The organism is Klebsiella sp. JN_Kp121 (assembly GCF_040062145.1).
Taxonomy (GTDB): Bacteria; Pseudomonadota; Gammaproteobacteria; order Enterobacterales; family Enterobacteriaceae; genus Klebsiella; species Klebsiella aerogenes.
Genome location: NZ_JBEAHX010000006.1, coordinates 142,876 through 162,391, shown reverse-complemented (window position 1 = coordinate 162,391; position 19,516 = coordinate 142,876). Strand labels below are relative to the sequence as shown.

The window sequence follows — 19,516 nt, the reverse complement described above, 5'->3', positions numbered from 1 at the left end:
GCGGCGCACAAAATGGAAAAGCCGGGGCGGATACCCCGGCACAGGATCAGTCGTTGAAAGGGGAGGTCTTATCGAGAACGGCCTGAATCACCTTCAACGCGCCGTCGTGGTTATTGTCATCGGTGGTGAAACCGGCGATGGCTTTGATGCTGTCGGCAGCGTTGGCCATAGCAAAAGCATATTTCACCAGTTTTAACATTTCGGCGTCATTGCCGCTGTCGCCAATTGCTACGCATTGCTGCGGCGAAAGGTTCCAGCGTTTGAGCAGGCGGCTGATGCCGTTGGCTTTATGCAGGCCGGGGATAATCAAATCGACAAAGCCAAAGCCGCTGGTGACCGGCTTCATGATTCCGTCCAGCGAGACGTGCAATTTATCGATAAGCTGCGGGATATCGCTATCCGGCAGGTTGAGGGAGAATTTGAATAGCGTATCGTCGATGCGATGGTAATCGCTTACCCGCTGCAGACGATGGTAGTGCTTCGACATCAGCTCAACAAAGGCGTCAGGCGCTTTATCGCTAACGTATGCGCTTTGCAGGCCGCAGGCGACAAAGTTGAGCTGCGGGTCTTTTAGCAGTTCGCCAATCACCACCTGTGATTCGTGACGGGTCAGTTCGCCGTGGAAAACCTGTTTGCCATGCTCGTAAACCAGAGCGCCGTTTTCTGCGACGAATGAAATCTGCTCGCGAATTTCCGGGAAAAATGAGATCAGCTGATAGTACTGGTTGCCGCTGGCGACAACAAATTCAATACCTTGCTGTTTAAGCTGCGCAAACTGCGCGAGGAAACGCGGGCGGTCATACTGTTTGGCGTCATTGAGAAAAGTTCCGTCCATATCGGTGACGATAACTTTAACGGTCATAAGAGGTGCTCCTGGCTTAACTTCGACCAGTAACATTCTAATTACAATGTGATGGGGAGCACAAATTTATTTCGAATGAAAGTTACCTATTCATCAGCATGCCCGTCAGCGTAGCTACCGGGCATGGCAGCAGTAACCCGGCTCAGCGCAGCGCCGGCCGGGTATTTTCCTTACAGCGTATGCTCGGTACGGGCGATGATGTCGTCCTGGGTATCCGGCGACAGGGCGGTGAAGAACGCCGAGTATCCGGCGACGCGGACCACTAAATCGCGGTACTGGTCAGGGTGTTTCTTGGCTTCCAGCAGCGTTTCGCGTGACACGATGTTGTACTGGATATGCCAGCCTTTATGCACCTCGAAGAAGGTGCGCAGCAGCACCATCAGCTTTTGCTTATCAGACTCGTTCTCCAGCGTGGAAGGATTCAGCTTCTGGTTGAGCAGCACGCCGCCGAGGATCGCGCCGGTCGGCAATTTACCTACCGAACTGATAACCGCCGTTGGCCCCAGGTGATCGGTACCGGAGGCCGGGCTGGCCCCTTCCGCTAGCGGCGCGTGCGCTTTACGGCCATCCGGCGTTGCCATGGTCTGCGCGCCGAACGGGACGTTAGCGGAGATAGACGACGTACCGGCGTAATAGTTACCGCCAATCGGGCCGCGGCCGTAACGCGGGTTATGGTACTGCTTCAGCTCGTCGATATAGGTCTGATAGGCGCGGGCCAGCAGAATGTCGACGCTGTCGTCATCGTTACCGTACTTCGGCGCGCCGTTGATCAAGCGCTGACGTAACTGCTCATGGGTCAGGCCGGCAAAATCTTCCGCCAGCGCCTTCGCCAGCTCCTGCTGGCCGATGACGCCCTGATCGAAGACCAGTTTTTTCACCGCCGCCAGGCTGTTGCCGAGGTTGGCAATCCCGACCTGCAGGCCGGAAACCCAGTCATATTTCGCGCCGCCTTGCTTGATGCTTTTCGCCCGTTCGATGCAGTCATCGACTAATGCTGAGCAAAGAATATCGTGGACGTTCTCTTCCAGCATGGTATCGACAACGTACTCAATCTCGATGGATTTACGGGTGTAGTAGCGGATCTGGGTGTCCCAGTCTTCCAGTACCTGGTCGAAGTTAGCGAAGTTACCTTTCGATAGCGCATGTTGCTGGGCAAGGAACACCTGGCCGCTGGTGGCATCGCGGCCGCCTTCCAGCGTCGCCAGCATCACCCGCGCGAAGTTAATAAAGCTCATGCCGGTGCAGCGATAGCCCCATTTGCCGCCGACCGCGGTTTCGATACAGCCGATAGCGGCGTAATCGTAGGCGTCCTGCGGCTCAATGCCGAGCTTGATAAATTCCGGGATGACGATTTCATCGTTATTAAACGCCGGCATGCCGAAACCGCAGCGGATCACCTGAACGCAGGCGTCGAGGAAGTCGTTGCTCATCCCGGCGTGGTAACGCACGCTGAGGTTCGGCTGGGTAGAGCGCAGGCGGCCGCAGGATTCGAGGATCGCGTACGACAGCGGGTTGACGGCGTCCTGCGGTTGACCGTCGACCAGATTTTGCCCGCCGATGGTGACGTTCTGGTACAGCGGGCTACCGGCGGAAGCTTTGGAATGCGAACCGGAGCGAATTTTGTTGACCTCCAGCAGCTTCAGCCAGCAGCAATGCAGCAGCTCAATGGCCTGTTCGCGATCCAACGATTGCTGCAGTTCAACGTCGCGGCGGTAGTATGGATAGAGGTACTGGTCCATGCGGCCAAAAGAGACCGAGTGGCCGTTGGATTCAATCTGCAGGATCAACTGAATGAAGTAGCAGAGCTGCAGCGCCTGCCAGAAGGTTTTCGGCGGCTCGTGGGCGATAATTTCACAGTTTTCGGCGATCGCCAGCAGCTCGTCGCGGCGCAATTCACGCGGCTCCTGCGCCGCCATGTCGCGCGCCAGCGTAGCGAAGCGTTTGCAGTGTTCGCTCACTGCCGCGAGCACGATATCGATCGCCTTCAGGAACTGTTCGCCGTGCAGATCTTCCAGCACCGTCAGATTAATACGCGAGCGGCGTTCAGCGACCTTCGCGCGCATGCCGTCGAGCCCTTTTTCCAGCAGCAGCGGATAGTTGACCGCCAGGTGGGCATCGCCGGAAGTCATGTTACCTTCGGCTTTGATAATACCGGTAGCGAGCAGCGCTTTTTGTTCATCGGTAAACATGCCGTAGCAGCGGTCCTGAACGGTCTGCCCGCGCCACCATGGGCACACTTCATGTAATACGCGCTTATTCTCTTCGCTGACCGAGAAGCCGGCGCCCGGACGGTCGGCGAGATCGTCGATCTCTTTCTCAATCCAGCTGACGGTATATTCCGGGAAAATCGGCGCGGCGCGAACTTCGCTGGCCTGGTTGCCGACGATCAGCTCATCGTGCTTGATCCAGATAGTGCGTTCCGCCAGGTGATGGGCCAGCGCCAGCGCGCGACGTACCGGGATCGGTTTATCGAGATGTTGCTGATAGGCGGCGGTATAGTGTTGGGCGCGCTCGGTACAAACCGGCGGCTTAACGATATGCACCAGCGCCATTTTATGCGCCTGAATGCGGGCGCTCAGAGTATCCAGTTTTAAGGTGGTCATAAGTTATCCTCGTAGGGTCGCCGTTAAACCTTTGCTTTGCGCGTACTGCTGCGCAAAGGCCAGCAGCTCGGGAGCGGCCAGCGGTTTGTCCGGTGCGGTATAGGGCTGACTGAGTAGTTGGTATTTATTCATTCCCAGCGTGTGGTACGGCAGGAAATGGATTTCGCTGACCTGAAGACGGTCGGCGGCAAAATCGGTAATCGCGGTAATGTCGGCTTCGCTGGCGTTAAACCCCTGAATTAATGGGACGCGGATAATGATTTTGTTCCCGGCCTGCGCCAGGCGCTGCAGGTTATCCAGCACCCGGCGGGCGCTGCCGTCGGTCCACTGCTGGAAAACGGCCTCGTCAACGTGCTTCAGGTCGGCCAGAAACAGATCGACAAACGGTAAAGAGGGTTCAATGTACTTCCACGGTACGTGCAGGCAGGTTTCCACGGCGGTGTGAATGCCAGCCTGATGGCTGGCTTCGAACAGCGCCTGCGCCAGCGCCGGGTTCATAAAGGGCTCGCCGCCGGAAAGAGTAATGCCGCCGCCGCTGCGATCGTAAAACGGCTTATCGCGCAGCACCGTCGCCATAATATCCGCCACGCTTTTTTCCTCGCCGCAGACCGTCAGCGCGGTAGTGGGGCAGCAGTGGCGTAGCGCGGCAATATGGGCGTCGTTGACGTTTTGCCGATGGATAATCAGGCCGTCCAGGGTACGGGTAATCACCTCCGGCGCCGCCTGCTGGCAAAGCTCGCAGCCGTCAAGGCACAACCGCGCGTCATACAGCAGGTCTTCGCTGCGGGCGCGGCTTTCCGGGTTCTGACACCAACGGCAGCCCAGCGAACAGCCTTTAAGGAATACGACGGTACGGATCCCCGGGCCGTCATGGGTGGAGTAGCGCTGGATGTTGAAGATCATGATTTACCCTCTTATTTGCACATGAAAATTAAATAACTTTCGAATGAAAGTTATATTGATGTAAATCAACGAGCGGTGTGGATAAATTCGTCGTAGAGAAAAAGAATGGTACGGTTCACAAAACGACCGGCGACCTGGCTCGCCGGCGGCGGGAAATTAGCGCGAACCGCACACCTCGCACTGCGGGTGGCGCATCAGCTTCATTTCGCGAAACTGGCAGGTCATCGCGTCATACATCACGATTTTTCCCCTGGCGGGGGTGCCGTAACCGGTCAGCAGTTTAATCGCCTCCATGGCCTGCAGTGAACCGATAGTGCCGACCAGCGGCGCCATCACCCCGGCTTCGACGCAGGTGAGGGCGTTTTCGCCGAACAGGCGGCTCAGGCAGCGATAGCAGGGCTCGCCGTCCTGATAGGTAAAGACGCTGATTTGCCCTTCCATACGAATTGCCGCGCCGGAGATCAGCGGGGTTTTGTGTTGGAAGCAGCCAGCATTGAGCTGGTTACGAACAGCAACGTTGTCGGTACAGTCCAGCACCAGATGGTGGTCGGCAATCTGCGTTGCCAGCGCCGCGTCATCCAGCATTGCATCGATGGTGACCAGCCGGACGTGCGGGTTAATGCGCGCCAGCGCATCGCGGGCAGAATCGACCTTCGGCTGGCCGATGGTCGCGTCGCTGTGCAGCGTCTGGCGTTGTAGATTGGATAATGAAACGGTATCGAAATCCAGCAGGGTGAGCTGACCCACCCCGGCCGCCGCCAGGTATTGAGCGGCGGCGCAGCCGAGCCCGCCGAGGCCGACGATCAGTACGCGAGCGGCTTTTAACCGCTCCTGACCGTCGAAATCAAACCCTCGCAGTACGATCTGCCGGTTATAGCGCAGCATCTCCTCGTCGCTCAGCTCAACGGCCATTACAGCCCCCCAAACAGATGATTAAAGGGCTCGACTTCGACCCATTCGCCCGCTTCGACGTTGCCGCGTTCGCGCTCCAGTACGATAAAGCAGTTACCGAGGCTGAATGAGCTGAAAATGTGCGAGCCCTGATGGCCGGTGCTGCTCACCACCAGTTCGCCTTCCGGATTGCGCTGCAGCACGCCGCGCTGGAAGTCGAGGCGGCCCGGCGATTTTTTCAGCCGGCTGGCGGCGCGCACGCGCAGACGCATCGGCTGGGTTTGACCGCGGTTGCCGGAGAGCTTGGCCAGCAGCGGTTGTACCAGTTGATAGAAGGTTAAGGTGGCGGAAACCGGATTGCCCGGCAGGCCGCAGAACCAGCTGTTGCTGAGCTTGCCGAAGGCGAACGGTTTACCCGGCTTAATCGCCAGCTTCCAGAAGCCGATCTCGCCCAGTTCTTCGAGGATAGTTTTGGTGTAATCGGCTTCGCCCACGGAGACGCCGCCTGAGCTTATTACCACATCGGCCTTCTGGTCGGCGGCGATAAAGACGTCGCGCAGCTTCGCCGGATCGTCAGGAATAATGCCGAGGTTGATCACCTCGCAGCCCAGCTGTTCGAGCATCAGATGTACCGCCAGGCGGTTAGTATCATAAATCTGGCCATCGCCGAGCGGTTGGCCCGGCAACTGGAGTTCATCCCCGGTCGAGAAGACCGCGACGCGCACTTTACGGACTACCTCGACGTCGGCAATACCCAGCGATGCCAGCACCGGCAACTCGGCTACGGTGAGACGCGTACCCGCCGGGAATACTACCGCGCCGTTGGCGATATCTTCGCCGCGCCGGCGAATATTTTGCCCGGCTTTTACCGGCGCGATGAAGCGCACGCCGGCGTCGGTTTGTTCCGTTTCTTCCTGCATGACCACGGCGTCGCAGCCTTCCGGCACCGGCGCGCCGGTCATGATGCGGATACAGGTGCCCGCCGGCCAGGCGTCGTGGAACGGTTGGCCAGCAAAGGCCTTACCGGCAACCGGCAGCGCCGCGCCGTCGGTGAGGTCGGCCAGGCGCACGGCATAGCCGTCCATCGCCGAGTTATCAAAACCGGGTACGTCCAGCGGCGAAACGACATCATGGGCGGTCACGCGCGAAAAGGCCTGCAGCAGCGGCAGGGTTTCCGTGGCCTGCAGCGGCGAAATACGGTCGAGCATCTGAGTCAGGGCTGTGTCGAGCGGCATCAGTCCGGCGGTAAAATCCATGGGTTACTCCTGCTGGCAAAACGTCGAAAACGCCTATTATGGCAGAAAAGCGCCGGCGACTGTATGCCACTGCGGTACGAGGCTTTACATCACCGGATGCTCTTTCTATATTCAAAAAACGTATAAAAGGTTAGTCAGTATAATGATATCTATACAGTTTATGGCAAAGGAAAGATTGAATGGGTAAGGCGGTAATAGCAATCCACGGCGGCGCCGGCGCGATTAGCCGCGCGCAGATGACTCAGGCGCGCGAACGCGAGTATGTGGCCGCGCTGTCGGCCATCGTCGATAGCGGACAAAAAATGTTGGCAGCAGGCGCCAGCGCGCTGGATGCAGTGACCGAAGCGGTACGCCTGCTGGAAGAGTGCCCGCTATTTAACGCCGGAATAGGTTCCGTGTTTACCCACGATCAAACTCACGAACTGGATGCCTGTGTGATGGATGGCTATAGCCTGCAGGCCGGCTCGGTGGCTGGCGTAAAGCATCTGCGTAACCCGGTGCTGGCGGCGCGTCTGGTGCTGGAAGAAAGTCCGCACGTGCTGCTTATCGGCGAAGGGGCGGAAAAGTTTGCCGCCTCGCGCGGCATGGCGCTGGTTGAGAACGAGTTATTTTCTACCACCGAGCGGCTTCTGCAGTTGCAGCAGGCGAAAGAGGGCGGCGAGATTATTCTCGACCATCATGCCGCGCCGCTCGATGAACGCCACAAAATGGGTACCGTCGGCGCGGTGGCGCTGGATCTGGCCGGTAATCTGGCGGCAGCGACCTCCACCGGCGGAATGACCAATAAACTGCCCGGACGCGTCGGCGACAGCCCAGTGCCGGGCGCGGGCTGCTATGCCAATAATGCCAGCGTCGCGGTCTCCTGCACCGGCACCGGCGAAGTCTTCATGCGCACGCTCGCCGCTTACGACATTTCGGCGTTGATGGAGTATGGCAATCTCAGCCTGTTTGAGGCCTGCGAGCGAGTGGTGCAGGAAAAACTGCCGGCGCTGGGCGGCAGCGGGGGCCTTATCGCCATCGACCGCGAGGGGAATGTAGTGCTGCCTTTCAATAGCGAAGGTATGTACCGGGCATGGTGTTATGCGGGCGATACACCGACGATTGGAATTTATCGCGAATAAAAGGAGAAGCGAGCTTGCCGCAAAGTCATGAAATTGATGAAGACGATGTGCTGGTGGTACGCGATCTTAACGTCGCCTTTAGCCAGCAGCGGCAGCGCGTTTCTGCGGTGCGTAACCTGTCATTTAGCCTCCGCCGCGGCGAGACGCTGGCGATTGTCGGCGAGTCCGGTTCCGGAAAATCGGTGACCGCCCTGGCGCTGATGCGCCTGCTCGACGAGGCGGTCAGCGAAGTCAGCAGCGAGGCGTTGCTGCTGCGCCGACGTAACCGTCAGGTGATTGATATTAATGCTCAAACGGCGGGGCAGATGCGTCAGGTTCGCGGCGCGGACGTGGCGATGATTTTTCAGGAGCCGATGACCTCGCTGAACCCGGTATTCACCATCGGCGAACAAATTGCCGAGTCTATTCGGCTACATCAGGGACTGCGCCATGACGAGGCGCTGCGGGAAGCTAAAAAGATGCTCGAACGGGTGCGTATTCCGGAAGCGGAAGCGATGCTTTCACGTTACCCGCATCAACTTTCCGGCGGCATGCGCCAGCGGGTGATGATCGCCATGGCGTTATCGTGTCGCCCGGCGGTACTGATTGCCGATGAACCCACCACCGCGCTGGACGTTACGATTCAGGCGCAGATCCTGCAGCTTATCGCCGCGCTGCAAAAAGAGATGGCGATGGGGGTGATGTTTATCACTCATGATATGGGCGTGGTGGCGGAAATCGCCGATCGCGTGCTGGTGATGTATCGCGGCGAAGCGGTAGAAAGCGGGCGCGTCGAGGATATTTTTCGCGCCCCGCAGCATCCTTATACCCGGGCGCTACTGGCGGCGGTGCCGAAGCTCGGCTCGATGCGCGGCAGCGATTTGCCGCGACGCTTCCCGCTGCTCAACGACGGTGTGACCCAGCAGCCGGAACAGAATACCGTGGTAGCCGGTAAACCGATTTTGCAGGTACGCGACTTGGTCGCGCGTTTTCCGATCCGCGGCGGTATTCTCAACCGCGTCACCCGCGAAGTGCATGCGGTGGAAAAAGTGAGTTTCGACCTGTGGCCGGGCGAAACGCTGTCGCTGGTCGGCGAATCCGGCTGCGGTAAATCGACCACCGGGCGGGCGCTGCTGCGGCTGGTGGAAGCGCAAGGCGGCAGCATCACCTTTAACGGCCAGCGTATTGATGCGCTGTCCGGCGGCAAGCTACAGACGCTGCGCCGCGATATTCAGTTTATTTTTCAGGATCCTTACGCTTCGCTCGACCCGCGGCAGACGGTCGGTTATTCCATTATGGAGCCGCTGCGCGTGCATGGTCTGCTGGAAGGGGATGCGGCTCGCGAACGCGTCGCCTGGCTGTTGCAGCGCGTGGGGCTGGAGGCGGAACACGCGTGGCGTTATCCGCATGAGTTTTCCGGCGGTCAGCGGCAGCGTATCTGTATCGCCCGCGCGCTGGCGCTCAATCCGAAAGTGGTGATCGCCGATGAGTCGGTGTCGGCGCTGGACGTGTCGATTCGCGCGCAGATTATTAATCTGCTGCTCGATTTACAGCGTGAAATGGGCATCGCATTTCTGTTTATTTCCCATGACATGGCGGTGGTGGAGCGCATCAGCCACCGCGTAGCGGTGATGTATCGCGGGCGGATCGTGGAGATTGGCCCGCGTCGCGCCGTGTTTGAGAACCCGCAGCATCCATACACCCGTAAACTGATGGCGGCGGTGCCGGTCGCCGATCCGGCGCATCGTCAACCGCAGCGTGTATTACTCTCTGACGAGCTGCCGGGGAATATCTATAAACCGGGAGAAGAAATCGACAGCGCGCCGTTACAGCTGGTAGCGCCGGGGCATTATGTCGCCCGCGAGCCCGCCGATGTACTGAGCCGATAACAATCTAACGCACTCTTGCAGGAGCATAACAACATGACTCAACCTGTTACACGCAAATGGCTACTGGCGCTTGGCATCGCCTCGGCGTTGGCGGCGACGCCGGCCTTCGCCGCGAAAGATGTGGTAGTGGCGGTCGGTTCCAACTTCACGACCCTTGATCCCTATGACGCGAACGATACGTTATCGCAGGCGGTGGCGAAGTCGTTTTATCAAGGCCTGTTCGGCCTTGATAAAGAGATGAAACTGCAAAACGTATTGGCGGAAAGTTACACCGTTTCGGCGGATGGTCTGGTGTATACCATCAAGCTGCACAGCGGGGTGAAATTCCAGGATGGCACCGATTTTAACGCCGAAGCGGTGAAAGCGAATCTCGACCGCGCCAGCAATCCGGATAACCATCTCAAACGCTATAACCTATATAAGAATATCGCCAGCACCGAGGCGGTGGATCCGACGACGGTCAAAATCACACTCAAACAACCGTTCTCGGCGTTTATCAATATCCTTGCCCATCCGGCGACGGCGATGATTTCGCCGGCGGCGCTGAAAAAATATGGCAAGGAGATCGGTTTCCACCCGGTAGGTACCGGGCCGTATAAGCTCGACACCTGGAATCAGACCGATTTCGTCAAAGTCAGCAAGTTTGACGGTTACTGGCAGCCGGGGCTGCCGAAGCTGGATTCCATTACCTGGCGCCGGGTGGTCGATAACAACACCCGTGCGGCGATGCTGCAGACCGGCGAGGCGCAGTTCGCCTTCCCGATCCCTTACGAGCAAGCGCCGCTGCTGGCGAAAAACAGCAAGCTGGAGCTGGTGGCCAGCCCGTCGATTATGCAGCGCTATATCAGCATGAACGTAACGCAGAAGCCGTTCGATAATCCGAAGGTGCGGGAAGCCATTAACTATGCGATTAACCGTCAGGCGCTGGTTAAGGTCGCGTTTGCCGGATACGCCACCCCGGCGACCGGCGTCGTACCGCCTTCTATTGCTTACGCCCAGACCTACAGCGCATGGCCTTACGACCCGGCGAAAGCCCGTCAGTTGCTGAAAGAAGCCGGTTTCCCTAACGGCTTTAGCACCACGCTGTGGTCATCGCATAATCACAGCACCGCGCAGAAGGTGCTGCAGTTTACCCAGCAGCAGCTGGCGCAGGTGGGTATAAAAGCGCAAGTGACGGCGATGGATGCCGGACAGCGTGCGGCGCAGGTTGAAGGCAAGGGGCAGAAAGAGAGCGGGGTGCGGATGTTCTACACCGGCTGGTCAGCGTCGACTGGCGAAGCCGACTGGGCGCTGTCGCCGCTATTCGCCTCACAAAACTGGCCGCCGACCCTGTTTAACACCGCGTTTTACAGTAACCCGCAGGTCGATAAAGATCTGAGCGAGGCGCTGAAAACGACCGATGCGCAACAGAAGACCACACTCTATAAAGATGCGCAGGACATTATCTGGAAAGAGTCGCCGTGGGTGCCGCTGGTGGTGGAAAAGCTGGTATCGGCGCATAGCAAAAACCTGACCGGGTTTTATATTCAACCGGATACCGGTTTTAGCTTCGAGCAGGCGGATCTGACGCAGTGATAGTGCTTATGCTCACGCGTTCCCTCTGCCGAAATGGGAGGGGGCGATGCTGAATTACGTTCTGAAGCGCCTGCTGGGGCTCATTCCGACGCTGTTTATCGTCGCCGTTCTGGTGTTCCTGTTTGTACATATGCTGCCGGGCGATCCGGCGCGGCTGATCGCCGGGCCGGAAGCCGATGCGCAGGTGGTGGCGATGGTTCGCCAACAGCTGGGGCTCGATCAGCCGTTGCACGTGCAGTTCTGGCACTACATCACCAATGTATTGCAGGGTGATTTCGGTATCTCGATGGCTTCGCGCCGCCCCGTGACCAGCGAAATCGCCAGCCGCTTTATGCCGACGCTATGGTTAACGCTTGCCAGTATGAGCTGGGCGGTGCTGTTCGGCATGGCGGCGGGCATCGCCGCGGCGGTGTGGCGCAATCGCTGGCCGGATCGGTTGGGGATGGCGCTGGCGGTAACCGGTATCTCCTTCCCGGCGTTCGCCCTCGGCATGCTGCTGATGCAGGTTTTTTCCGTTGAGCTGGGCTGGCTGCCGACGGTCGGCGCCGACAGCTGGCGGCACTATATTCTGCCGTCGTTGACCCTTGGCGCCGCGGTGGCATCGGTGATGGCGCGCTTCACCCGCGCGTCGTTCGTCGACGTGCTGCATGAGGATTACATGCGTACCGCGCGGGCTAAAGGGGTGAGCGAAACGCTGGTGGTGTTGAAGCATGGCCTGCGCAACGCGATGATCCCGGTAGTGACCATGATGGGTCTGCAGTTCGGTTTTCTGCTCGGCGGCTCCATTGTGGTGGAGAAGGTCTTCAACTGGCCGGGGCTTGGTCGGTTGCTGGTCGATTCCGTGGAGATGCGCGACTACCCGGTGATCCAGGCGGAAGTGCTGCTGTTTTCGCTGGAGTTCATTCTTATCAACTTAGTGGTGGACGTGTTGTATGCCGCCATTAACCCGGCTATCAGGTACAAGTAAGGTGCGATTGCTCAACTGGAGAAGGGAAGCGGTTATCAACGCCATGCCGGGCGTTAAGCCCGGACAGATCCGCACGCCGTGGCACGAGTTCTGGCGGCGTTTTCGTCGCCAGCCGGTGGCGATGGCAGCGGCCCTATTTGTGCTGCTGCTGATTATCGTCGCGATTATCGCGCCGTGGATAGCGCCGTATGACGCGGAAAACTATTTTGATTACGACCGGCTCAATGAAGGGCCGTCAATGGTGCATTGGTTCGGCGTTGATTCGCTGGGGCGCGATATCTTCAGCCGTGTGCTGGTCGGCGCGCAAATTTCGCTGGCCGCAGGGGTTCTGGCGGTACTAATTGGCGCGCTAATTGGCACCGTGCTCGGCCTGCTGGCCGGTTACTACGAAGGCTGGTGGGACCGCATCACCATGCGTATCTGCGACGTGCTGTTTGCCTTCCCCGGCATTCTGCTGGCGATTGCGGTAGTGGCGGTGATGGGCAGCGGGATGGCCAACGTGATTATCGCGGTGGCGATATTCTCAATTCCGGCGTTCGCCCGCCTGGTGCGCGGTAATACGTTAGTGCTGAAGCAGCAGACGTTTATTGAGTCGGCGCGCAGTATCGGCGCCAGCGATACGACTATTCTGTTCAACCATATTTTGCCCGGTACGGTATCGTCGATAGTGGTTTATTTTACCATGCGCATCGGCGTGTCGATTATCTCCGCCGCCAGCCTGTCGTTCCTCGGCCTTGGCGCCCAGCCGCCGACGCCGGAGTGGGGGGCGATGCTGAACGAAGCGCGCGCGGATATGGTGATGGCGCCGCATGTGGCGTTATTCCCGGCGATCGCCATTTTCCTGACGGTGCTGGCGTTTAATCTGTTGGGCGACGGCCTGCGCGATGCGCTGGATCCGAAGATAAAGGGGTAGGAGACAAGTACGGCGGTAGCAAAGTTGGTAGATACTGTTATCGGCTTGCAGCTGTTTCGCTCCAGGACAAAGGGTTGTCCTGTGCTGTTTCCGAGAACATTGCGCTCCCGATATTTCTTCTGCGTTATGGCTCTCATGGCGCAGGGAGCGCACAGAGGGCGGCCAGTCGCCGCCGCCCTCTGTACTCCCGGGCTCTGGCCGCCAAAATCGCCACTTCGTGGTACCTTCGACTTATCCCGGCAGGCTTCGGGTCGGGCCGAGGCAGCGTCCTTGCAAAACACGGCCCTCAGCCCGCATCCATGCGGGCTGCCCCGACCTTCCGGGAACGTCTCAGCGATTTTGAGGCCACCAACGGCGGCAGTTTCAGCAGCCATGGGGAAAGAGGTAGCCCGGATAAGGCGTAAGCCGCTATCCGGGAAGCGGGATTAGACCCGGGAACCCCACAGGTCATATTCGTCGGCGTGTTCAACTTTCACCCGCAGCACGTCGCCCGGTTTAACGTTGGTTTCACCGTTCAGATAGACCGCGCCGTCGATTTCCGGGGCATCGGCCATGCTGCGGCCAATCGCGCCTTCTTCATCGACTTCATCGACCAGTACCATAATTTCGCGGCCCACTTTCTCCTGCAGACGCTCGGCGGAAATCTGCTGTTGCAGCTGCATAAAGCGGTTCCAGCGCTCTTCTTTCACCTCTTCCGGGACCTGATCCGCCAGTTCGTTGGCGGTGGCGCCCTCAACCGGGCTGTACTTGAAGCAGCCAACGCGGTCCAGACGCGCTTCTTTCAGGAAATCGAGCAGCATCTGGAAATCTTCTTCCGTTTCGCCCGGGAAACCGACGATAAAGGTGGAACGCAGGGTCAGATCCGGGCAGATCTCGCGCCACTGTTTAATACGCGCCAGCTGACGGTCTGCGGAACCCGGGCGCTTCATCAGTTTCAGAATGCGCGGGCTGGCGTGCTGCAGCGGAATATCGAGATACGGCAGGATCTTGCCTTCCGCCATCAGCGGGATCACATCGTCAACGTGCGGATACGGGTAGACGTAGTGCAGACGCACCCAAATGCCGAGCTTCGCCAGCTCTTCGCACAGGCTGACCATACTGGTTTTCACCGGCATGCCGTTGTGGAAACCGGTGCGGTGCTTGACGTCAACGCCATAGGCGGAGGTGTCCTGCGAAATCACCAGCAGCTCTTTCACCCCGGCGTCGGCCAGGCGTTTGGCTTCCGCCAGCACTTCGCCAATCGGGCGGCTCACCAGATCGCCGCGCATTGACGGGATGATGCAGAAGGTGCAGCGATGGTTGCAGCCTTCAGAAATTTTTAAGTACGCGTAGTGACGCGGCGTCAGCTTGACGCCCTGTTCCGGCACCAGGCTGAGGAACGGGTTGTGCTTCGGCTTTGGCGCATAGTGATGGACGTGTTCCAGCACCTGCTCGTAGCTATGCGGCCCGGTAATTTCCAGCACCTTTGGATGCACTTCGCGGATTTGATCTTCTTTCGCGCCGAGGCAGCCGGTAACGATCACTTTGCCGTTTTCTTTTAATGCTTCGCCGATCGCTTCAAGCGACTCCTGCACGGCGCTATCGATAAAGCCGCAGGTGTTGACGATAACCATATCGGCGTTGTCGTAGCTGGGAACCACATCATACCCTTCGGTACGCAGTTCGGTGAGGATACGTTCTGAGTCTACCAGGTTTTTCGGGCAGCCCAGGGAGACGAAGCCGATTTTCGGCTGGTGCGTGACATTGCTCATAGCTTAAAAAATGTTCATTTATTGGAATGGTCAGGGCAGGAATTCTACAGATCTTTGCGAAAAAGAGTATAGCCAGGCGGCGATGAATGATGAAAAAGCGTTAGCGCAGCGGAGGCGTTTAAGCCGCGTTGTTGGCCACCCAGGTTGTAACATTGTAAATAATGTTAATTGCTGTGTGATTATTGACCTCGCTCATGATTCCGCGCAAAAAATGACCATACTATGATTATGGTAATGGACGACAGAGGAGGACCGTGATGAGCGTTGACAGACGTTACACTAACCTTTTGAATAAGCTGATTAATGCCAATATCGATTTGGCGGCTTATCTCCAGCTTCGTAAAGCGAAAGGCTATATGTCAGTCAGCGAAAATGACCATCTGCGTGATAACTTGTTTGAGCTATGCCATGAACTGCGCGTACACGCGCCGCGTTTGCAGCACGCCATCGCGCCGGAAGAGATGGAAGCCTTCCGCCTTGCCGGTGAGTCCGTCGCTTCGGCGGCGGTTTGCCTGATGAGCGGGCATCATGATTGCCCGGCTTATATTGCCGTTAACGTAGAGAAGCTAGAACGCTGTCTGTCGGGATTGACGATGAATATTCACATTCTGAATAACTCAGCGCCAATGACCCACGCCTGAATCCAGGGGGAGGTGACTCCCCCTGTTAAAGTTTATGTAAAAATCCCTGCCTGACCGCCCACGCTGGCTACCCTTATCAGCAATGCTGACGAAAGGAGTGCGCCATGCGCCGATATCTCAAAATAGCTCTTATGACTGTGCTGCTGCCCATGGCGGCGATGGCCGCGCCGCGCGTTGAGGTGCTGCAGGATAACCTCGACCACCCCTGGTCACTGGCATTCCTGCCGGACAATGAAGGCGTGCTGATTACCCTGCGCGGCGGCGAACTTAAACGCTGGCAGCTCGATCAAGGATTATCGGCGCCCATTCGCGGCGTGCCGAAGGTGTGGGCCAACGGTCAGGGCGGCCTGCTGGACGTGGTGCTGGCGCCGGACTTTGCTCAGTCGCGCCGGGTATGGCTGAGCTATGCCGAAGCGGGCGAGGACGGCAAAGCGGGTACCGCGGTGGGGTACGGCCGCCTCAGCGCCGACCTGCAAAACCTGGAAGATTTTAAAACCGTTTTCCGCCAGCAGCCGAAGCTCTCCACTGGCAATCATTTTGGCGGGCGGATGGTCTTTGATGGCAAAGGGCATCTGTTTATTGGTTTAGGTGAAAACAATCAGCGCCCGACGGCGCAGGATCTCGATAAACTGCAGGGAAAAGTCGTGCGCCTGACTGACCAGGGGACAATACCCAAAGATAATCCTTTCGTCGGACGTACTGGCATCAGACCGGAGATTTGGGCTTACGGTGTTCGCAACCCGCAGGGAATGGCGATGAATCCGTGGAGCGATACGCTGTGGCTGAACGAGCACGGCCCGCGCGGCGGCGATGAGATCAATATTCCCCAGGCCGGGAAAAACTACGGCTGGCCGCTGGCGACGCACGGCATTAACTATAGCGGCCAACCTATCCCGGAAGCTAAAGGAAAGAGCGCGCCGAATACCGAGGCACCGTTGCACGTCTGGCCGGCCTCCCCGGCGCTGAGCGGAATGGCGTTTTACAACGCGTCGACTTTCCCGCAGTGGCGGCACAAGTTGTTTATCGGCGCGCTGAAGGATGAGTCCTTGATTGTGCTCTCGGTGGACGGCAATACCCTCAGCGAGGAGACGCGGCTATTAAAAGATCGCGGCAAACGCATTCGTGATGTGCGCGTCGGGCCCGACGGTTATCTTTATCTGTTAACCGACGAGCCCGACGGTGAACTGCTCAAGGTCAGCCCGGAGTAATCACCTCAGGTGACCGGGATCATGACGATGTCGCGGAAGGCCTGACGCTGCTGGATTTGCTGATACCAGCGCTGCAGATGGGGCCGCGGCTGCCAGCTGTCGAGGATGGAAAGCAGGTTATAAACGAACGGCGCCACCGCCACATCGCCAAGGCCGAACTCATCGCCAGAAAGCCAGGCATGCTTCGCCAGTTCATCGTCGAGCATGGCGAACAGCCCTTCACAGGCGTTAATACCTGCCTCAATGGCCGCCGGATCGCGCTGGTCCGGCGGCGTTCTGACCAGCCCCATTAATACCGGACGGTGCGCCGGGGACAGCGTAGCGTTGGCCCAGTCCATCCATTTTTCACCCTGCGCGCGCTGCACAGGCGACTCCACCCACAGACGGTTTTGCCCGTACTGCGCGGCAAGATAACGAATAATGGCGTTGGATTCCCACAGCACCAGCCCATTGGCATCGTCTTTGAGTAGCGGCACCAGGCCGTTCGGGTTCATCGCCAGATACTCCGGGTCGTGATTGAGACCGTACTCCAGCCCCGCCAGAATCTGCTGATAAGGAAGATCCAGCTCAGCCAGCACCCAGCGCACTTTCTTCACGTTGGTCGAGTTATTTCTGCCCCATAACGTAATCATATCCGCTCCTGCATGTTATTTAATCGCCGTTGCAACATGGTGAGCAATCATGTTGGAATAAAGTTAATATTAAGGCAATCACGATCAAAAAAATTGCCTTGTTTTCAGCAGGCAGCGTCGTTATTGCGTAAACTTTAAAAACTTTACCAACTCGCTGTTTCTTTAAGGTCATTTGTACGCTTTACTCACCGCCTTGTGCTGTGCGGCAAGAGTGTTGCGGCATATTTTGTTTGGAAAGGATACTTGGGTGGCTCTTATGACGCATGATGCTTTTTCCCTTCGCGGCCTCGCGGCAGGCTGCGCGCTTTTACTTCTCGTGGCCCCTGCAGTGCAGGCGGCGGATCAACTTCCGGATGCGCCATCGATTGATGCGCGAGCCTGGATCCTGATGGACTATGCCAGCGGCAAAGTGCTGAGTGAAGGCAATGCCGACGAGAAACTCGACCCGGCCAGCCTGACCAAAATCATGACCAGCTACGTGGTAGGCCAGGCGCTGAAAGCAGGCAAAATCAAACTGACCGATACGGTCACCGTCGGCCGCGATGCGTGGGCCACCGGTAACCCGGCGCTGCGCGGCTCCTCGGTGATGTTCCTGAAGCCAGGTATGCAGGTATCGGTTGAAGACCTCAATAAGGGCGTGATAATTCAGTCCGGCAACGATGCCAGCATCGCTATCGCCGACTATGTCGCCGGCAGCCAGGATTCATTTGTCAATCTGATGAACGGCTACGCGCAGAAAATCGGCCTGACCAACACCACCTTTAAAACCGTCCACGGCCTGGACGCGCCGGGGCAGTTCAGTACCGCTCGCGATATGGCGCTGCTGACAAAAGCCATGATCCATGATGTGCCGGAAGAGTACGCGGTACACAAAGAGAAAGAGTTCACCTTCAATAAAATCCGTCAGCCAAACCGTAACCGTCTGCTGTGGAGCACCAACCTCAATGCCGATGGCGTAAAAACCGGCACCACCGCCGGCGCGGGCTACAACCTGGTCTCTTCCGCCACCCAGGGCGATATGCGCCTTATCGCGGTAGTGCTGGGCACTAAAACCGACCGTATTCGTTTTAACGAGTCCGAAAAACTGCTGACCTGGGGCTTCCGTTTCTATGAAACCGTCACGCCAATCAAACCGGATGCCACCTTTATTTCCCAGCGCGTGTGGTTCGGCGACAGTAATGAAGTCAAACTGGGTGCCGGCGAAGCCGGATCGGTGACCATTCCACGCGGGCAGTTGAAAAACCTGAAAGCCAGCTACAACCTGACTGAGCCGCAGCTCACTGCACCGTTGGCGAAAGGGCAGGTGGTGGGCACCATCGACTTTAAACTCAATGACAAAACTATCGAACAGCGACCGCTGATCGTCATGGAAGACGTGAAAGAGGGCGGCTTCTTCAGCCGCATGGTCGACTTCGTGCTGATGAAACTGCACGGCTGGTTCGGCAGCTGGTTCTCTTAAGCGACAGGCCGCGCCCTACGGGGCGCGGTTAGTACAGCAGTGATATTTGCTTTTCTTTCGCCAGCGCCAACAGATCGTCATCCGGGCGAACGTCGCTGGCGATGACGTCAAAACGCGATAATTCCCCCATCCGCGCCGGCCGCACTTTGCCAAACTTACTGTGATCGACCACCAGCACATGGTAGCGAGCGTTGTTCATGGCCCAGTGTTTCACCGGCAGCTCTTCCAGGTTATAGCAGGTCGCGCCTTGTTCGCAGTCGATACCGGCGGCGGAGTAGTAGGCGATATCCGGGCTGAGATGGCTCAAGGTATCCTGCAGGCTGAGCGGTAGAAAGATGGCGTTGCTGGCGTGGAATTCGCCGCCGCACAGAATAGCGCGACACAGCGGTTTTTCCTGCAGGGCGAGAAAGGTATTTAACGAGTAGCACACGCCGGTAAACGGCAGCTCGTTATCGATGGCGTCGATGATCCATGGCGTCGTGGTGCCGCAGTCAAAAAAGGCCATCTGATGCGCTTCAAGCAGCGCGGCGGCATGACGCGCGGCGCGGCGCTTTTCATCTACCAGACGGGTTTTCTGATCGCTCAGCAGATAGTGCGTGGCGCTACGCGGTTCCAGCACGATGTAACCGCCCAACAGCACCACCGGGCCGCTGTGGCCGTTCAAATCGCGACGAATGGTCATTTCTGATACGCCAAGCAGCGAAGCTGCTTCTTTCAGGTGAAGTTTATCGCTGCGCTTGAGTGCCTGAATGAGCTGGTTAATGCGTTCGTCACGACGAGTTTCCATATACCCTCTGAGCTAAAATCGCCCTGCAAGGGCAGGGCGTCAGCTTGATTTTACCCGGCGGCGAGGGGTTCGTCACCTG

General features: G+C 58.1%; 16 protein-coding genes. 8 read left to right on the top strand and 8 right to left on the bottom strand.

Annotated elements, in window-relative coordinates; genetic code table 11:
- Positions 1-46: 46 nt before the first annotated feature.
- The 5 genes from ABLU86_RS10995 to moeA form a co-directional block, all read right to left on the bottom strand.
- The gene (locus tag ABLU86_RS10995; protein ID WP_015367562.1) at positions 47-862 is read right to left on the bottom strand and encodes a Cof-type HAD-IIB family hydrolase; all 816 of its coding nucleotides are present in this window, start codon (positions 860-862) and stop codon (positions 47-49) included.
- A 170-nt stretch (positions 863-1,032) separates the two neighbouring features.
- The gene (locus tag ABLU86_RS10990; protein ID WP_047049089.1) at positions 1,033-3,465 is read right to left on the bottom strand and encodes a formate C-acetyltransferase/glycerol dehydratase family glycyl radical enzyme; all 2,433 of its coding nucleotides are present in this window, start codon (positions 3,463-3,465) and stop codon (positions 1,033-1,035) included.
- Between the two features lie 3 nt (positions 3,466-3,468).
- Complete coding sequence (locus tag ABLU86_RS10985; RefSeq protein WP_348796123.1) at positions 3,469-4,368, bottom strand: glycyl-radical enzyme activating protein; 900 nt, start codon at positions 4,366-4,368, stop codon at positions 3,469-3,471.
- Between the two features lie 156 nt (positions 4,369-4,524).
- Positions 4,525-5,280 carry a molybdopterin-synthase adenylyltransferase MoeB gene (moeB, locus tag ABLU86_RS10980; RefSeq protein WP_259925415.1) on the bottom strand — a complete coding sequence of 252 codons (756 nt, stop codon included), beginning with the start codon at positions 5,278-5,280 and terminating at the stop codon, positions 4,525-4,527.
- Positions 5,280-6,515, bottom strand: a complete 1,236-nt coding sequence (moeA, locus tag ABLU86_RS10975) for a molybdopterin molybdotransferase MoeA (RefSeq protein WP_348796122.1) — start codon at positions 6,513-6,515, stop codon at positions 5,280-5,282. The genes moeB and moeA overlap by 1 nt, the downstream gene beginning before the upstream one ends.
- A gap of 179 nt (positions 6,516-6,694) precedes the next feature.
- On the opposite strand from moeA, the gene iaaA reads away from it, so the two are divergent.
- The 5 genes from iaaA to gsiD are packed head-to-tail and all read left to right on the top strand — an operon-like array spanning position 6,695 to position 12,959.
- Positions 6,695-7,636: a beta-aspartyl-peptidase gene (gene iaaA, locus ABLU86_RS10970; protein ID WP_015367557.1), complete on the top strand. Its 942-nt coding sequence runs from the start codon at positions 6,695-6,697 to the stop codon at positions 7,634-7,636.
- 14 nt (positions 7,637-7,650) lie between these two features.
- Positions 7,651-9,504 (top strand): glutathione ABC transporter ATP-binding protein GsiA, encoded by a 1,854-nt coding sequence (gsiA, locus tag ABLU86_RS10965; protein ID WP_032711278.1) that lies wholly within the window; start codon positions 7,651-7,653, stop codon positions 9,502-9,504.
- A 33-nt stretch (positions 9,505-9,537) separates the two neighbouring features.
- The gene (gene gsiB, locus ABLU86_RS10960) at positions 9,538-11,079 is read left to right on the top strand and encodes a glutathione ABC transporter substrate-binding protein GsiB (RefSeq protein ID WP_348796121.1); all 1,542 of its coding nucleotides are present in this window, start codon (positions 9,538-9,540) and stop codon (positions 11,077-11,079) included.
- Positions 11,080-11,125: 46 nt separating this feature from the next.
- On the top strand, positions 11,126-12,046 hold the full coding sequence (gene gsiC / locus ABLU86_RS10955) for a glutathione ABC transporter permease GsiC (protein WP_020079290.1): 921 nt from the start codon (positions 11,126-11,128) through the stop codon (positions 12,044-12,046).
- 1 nt (position 12,047) lies between these two features.
- Complete coding sequence (gene gsiD / locus ABLU86_RS10950) at positions 12,048-12,959, top strand: glutathione ABC transporter permease GsiD (RefSeq protein WP_047041807.1); 912 nt, start codon at positions 12,048-12,050, stop codon at positions 12,957-12,959.
- Between the two features lie 425 nt (positions 12,960-13,384).
- On the opposite strand, the gene rimO is transcribed toward gsiD, so the two are convergent.
- The gene (rimO, locus tag ABLU86_RS10945; RefSeq protein ID WP_015704839.1) at positions 13,385-14,710 is read right to left on the bottom strand and encodes a 30S ribosomal protein S12 methylthiotransferase RimO; all 1,326 of its coding nucleotides are present in this window, start codon (positions 14,708-14,710) and stop codon (positions 13,385-13,387) included.
- 257 nt (positions 14,711-14,967) lie between these two features.
- Between rimO and bssR the strand changes: the two genes are divergently transcribed.
- Positions 14,968-15,351, top strand: coding sequence for a biofilm formation regulator BssR (gene bssR, locus ABLU86_RS10940; protein WP_015367550.1), 384 nt, complete (start codon positions 14,968-14,970; stop codon positions 15,349-15,351).
- Between the two features lie 104 nt (positions 15,352-15,455).
- Positions 15,456-16,559 (top strand): PQQ-dependent sugar dehydrogenase, encoded by a 1,104-nt coding sequence (locus ABLU86_RS10935; protein WP_058676253.1) that lies wholly within the window; start codon positions 15,456-15,458, stop codon positions 16,557-16,559.
- Between the two features lie 5 nt (positions 16,560-16,564).
- On the opposite strand, the gene ABLU86_RS10930 is transcribed toward ABLU86_RS10935, so the two are convergent.
- The gene (locus ABLU86_RS10930) at positions 16,565-17,191 is read right to left on the bottom strand and encodes a glutathione S-transferase family protein (RefSeq protein WP_042895439.1); all 627 of its coding nucleotides are present in this window, start codon (positions 17,189-17,191) and stop codon (positions 16,565-16,567) included.
- 256 nt (positions 17,192-17,447) lie between these two features.
- Between ABLU86_RS10930 and dacC the strand changes: the two genes are divergently transcribed.
- Positions 17,448-18,650, top strand: a complete 1,203-nt coding sequence (gene dacC, locus ABLU86_RS10925; protein WP_032705602.1) for a serine-type D-Ala-D-Ala carboxypeptidase — start codon at positions 17,448-17,450, stop codon at positions 18,648-18,650.
- 28 nt (positions 18,651-18,678) lie between these two features.
- Here dacC and deoR read toward each other — a convergent pair whose 3' ends face one another.
- Positions 18,679-19,437, bottom strand: coding sequence for a DNA-binding transcriptional repressor DeoR (deoR, locus tag ABLU86_RS10920; RefSeq protein ID WP_042895369.1), 759 nt, complete (start codon positions 19,435-19,437; stop codon positions 18,679-18,681).
- Positions 19,438-19,516 lie beyond the last annotated feature (79 nt).

Coding starts and splice junctions, on each gene's coding strand:
- rimO (WP_015704839.1), bottom strand. CDS start 14,710: ATGAGCAATGTCACGCACCAGCCGAAAATCGGCTTCGTCTCCCTGGGC.
- dacC (WP_032705602.1), top strand. CDS start 17,448: ATGACGCATGATGCTTTTTCCCTTCGCGGCCTCGCGGCAGGCTGCGCG.
- ABLU86_RS10935 (WP_058676253.1), top strand. CDS start 15,456: ATGCGCCGATATCTCAAAATAGCTCTTATGACTGTGCTGCTGCCCATG.
- moeB (WP_259925415.1), bottom strand. CDS start 5,280: ATGGCCGTTGAGCTGAGCGACGAGGAGATGCTGCGCTATAACCGGCAG.
- ABLU86_RS10990 (WP_047049089.1), bottom strand. CDS start 3,465: ATGACCACCTTAAAACTGGATACTCTGAGCGCCCGCATTCAGGCGCAT.
- iaaA (WP_015367557.1), top strand. CDS start 6,695: ATGGGTAAGGCGGTAATAGCAATCCACGGCGGCGCCGGCGCGATTAGC.
- gsiC (WP_020079290.1), top strand. CDS start 11,126: ATGCTGAATTACGTTCTGAAGCGCCTGCTGGGGCTCATTCCGACGCTG.
- gsiB (WP_348796121.1), top strand. CDS start 9,538: ATGACTCAACCTGTTACACGCAAATGGCTACTGGCGCTTGGCATCGCC.
- ABLU86_RS10985 (WP_348796123.1), bottom strand. CDS start 4,368: ATGATCTTCAACATCCAGCGCTACTCCACCCATGACGGCCCGGGGATC.
- ABLU86_RS10995 (WP_015367562.1), bottom strand. CDS start 862: ATGACCGTTAAAGTTATCGTCACCGATATGGACGGAACTTTTCTCAAT.
- ABLU86_RS10930 (WP_042895439.1), bottom strand. CDS start 17,191: ATGATTACGTTATGGGGCAGAAATAACTCGACCAACGTGAAGAAAGTG.
- deoR (WP_042895369.1), bottom strand. CDS start 19,437: ATGGAAACTCGTCGTGACGAACGCATTAACCAGCTCATTCAGGCACTC.
- bssR (WP_015367550.1), top strand. CDS start 14,968: ATGAGCGTTGACAGACGTTACACTAACCTTTTGAATAAGCTGATTAAT.
- moeA (WP_348796122.1), bottom strand. CDS start 6,515: ATGGATTTTACCGCCGGACTGATGCCGCTCGACACAGCCCTGACTCAG.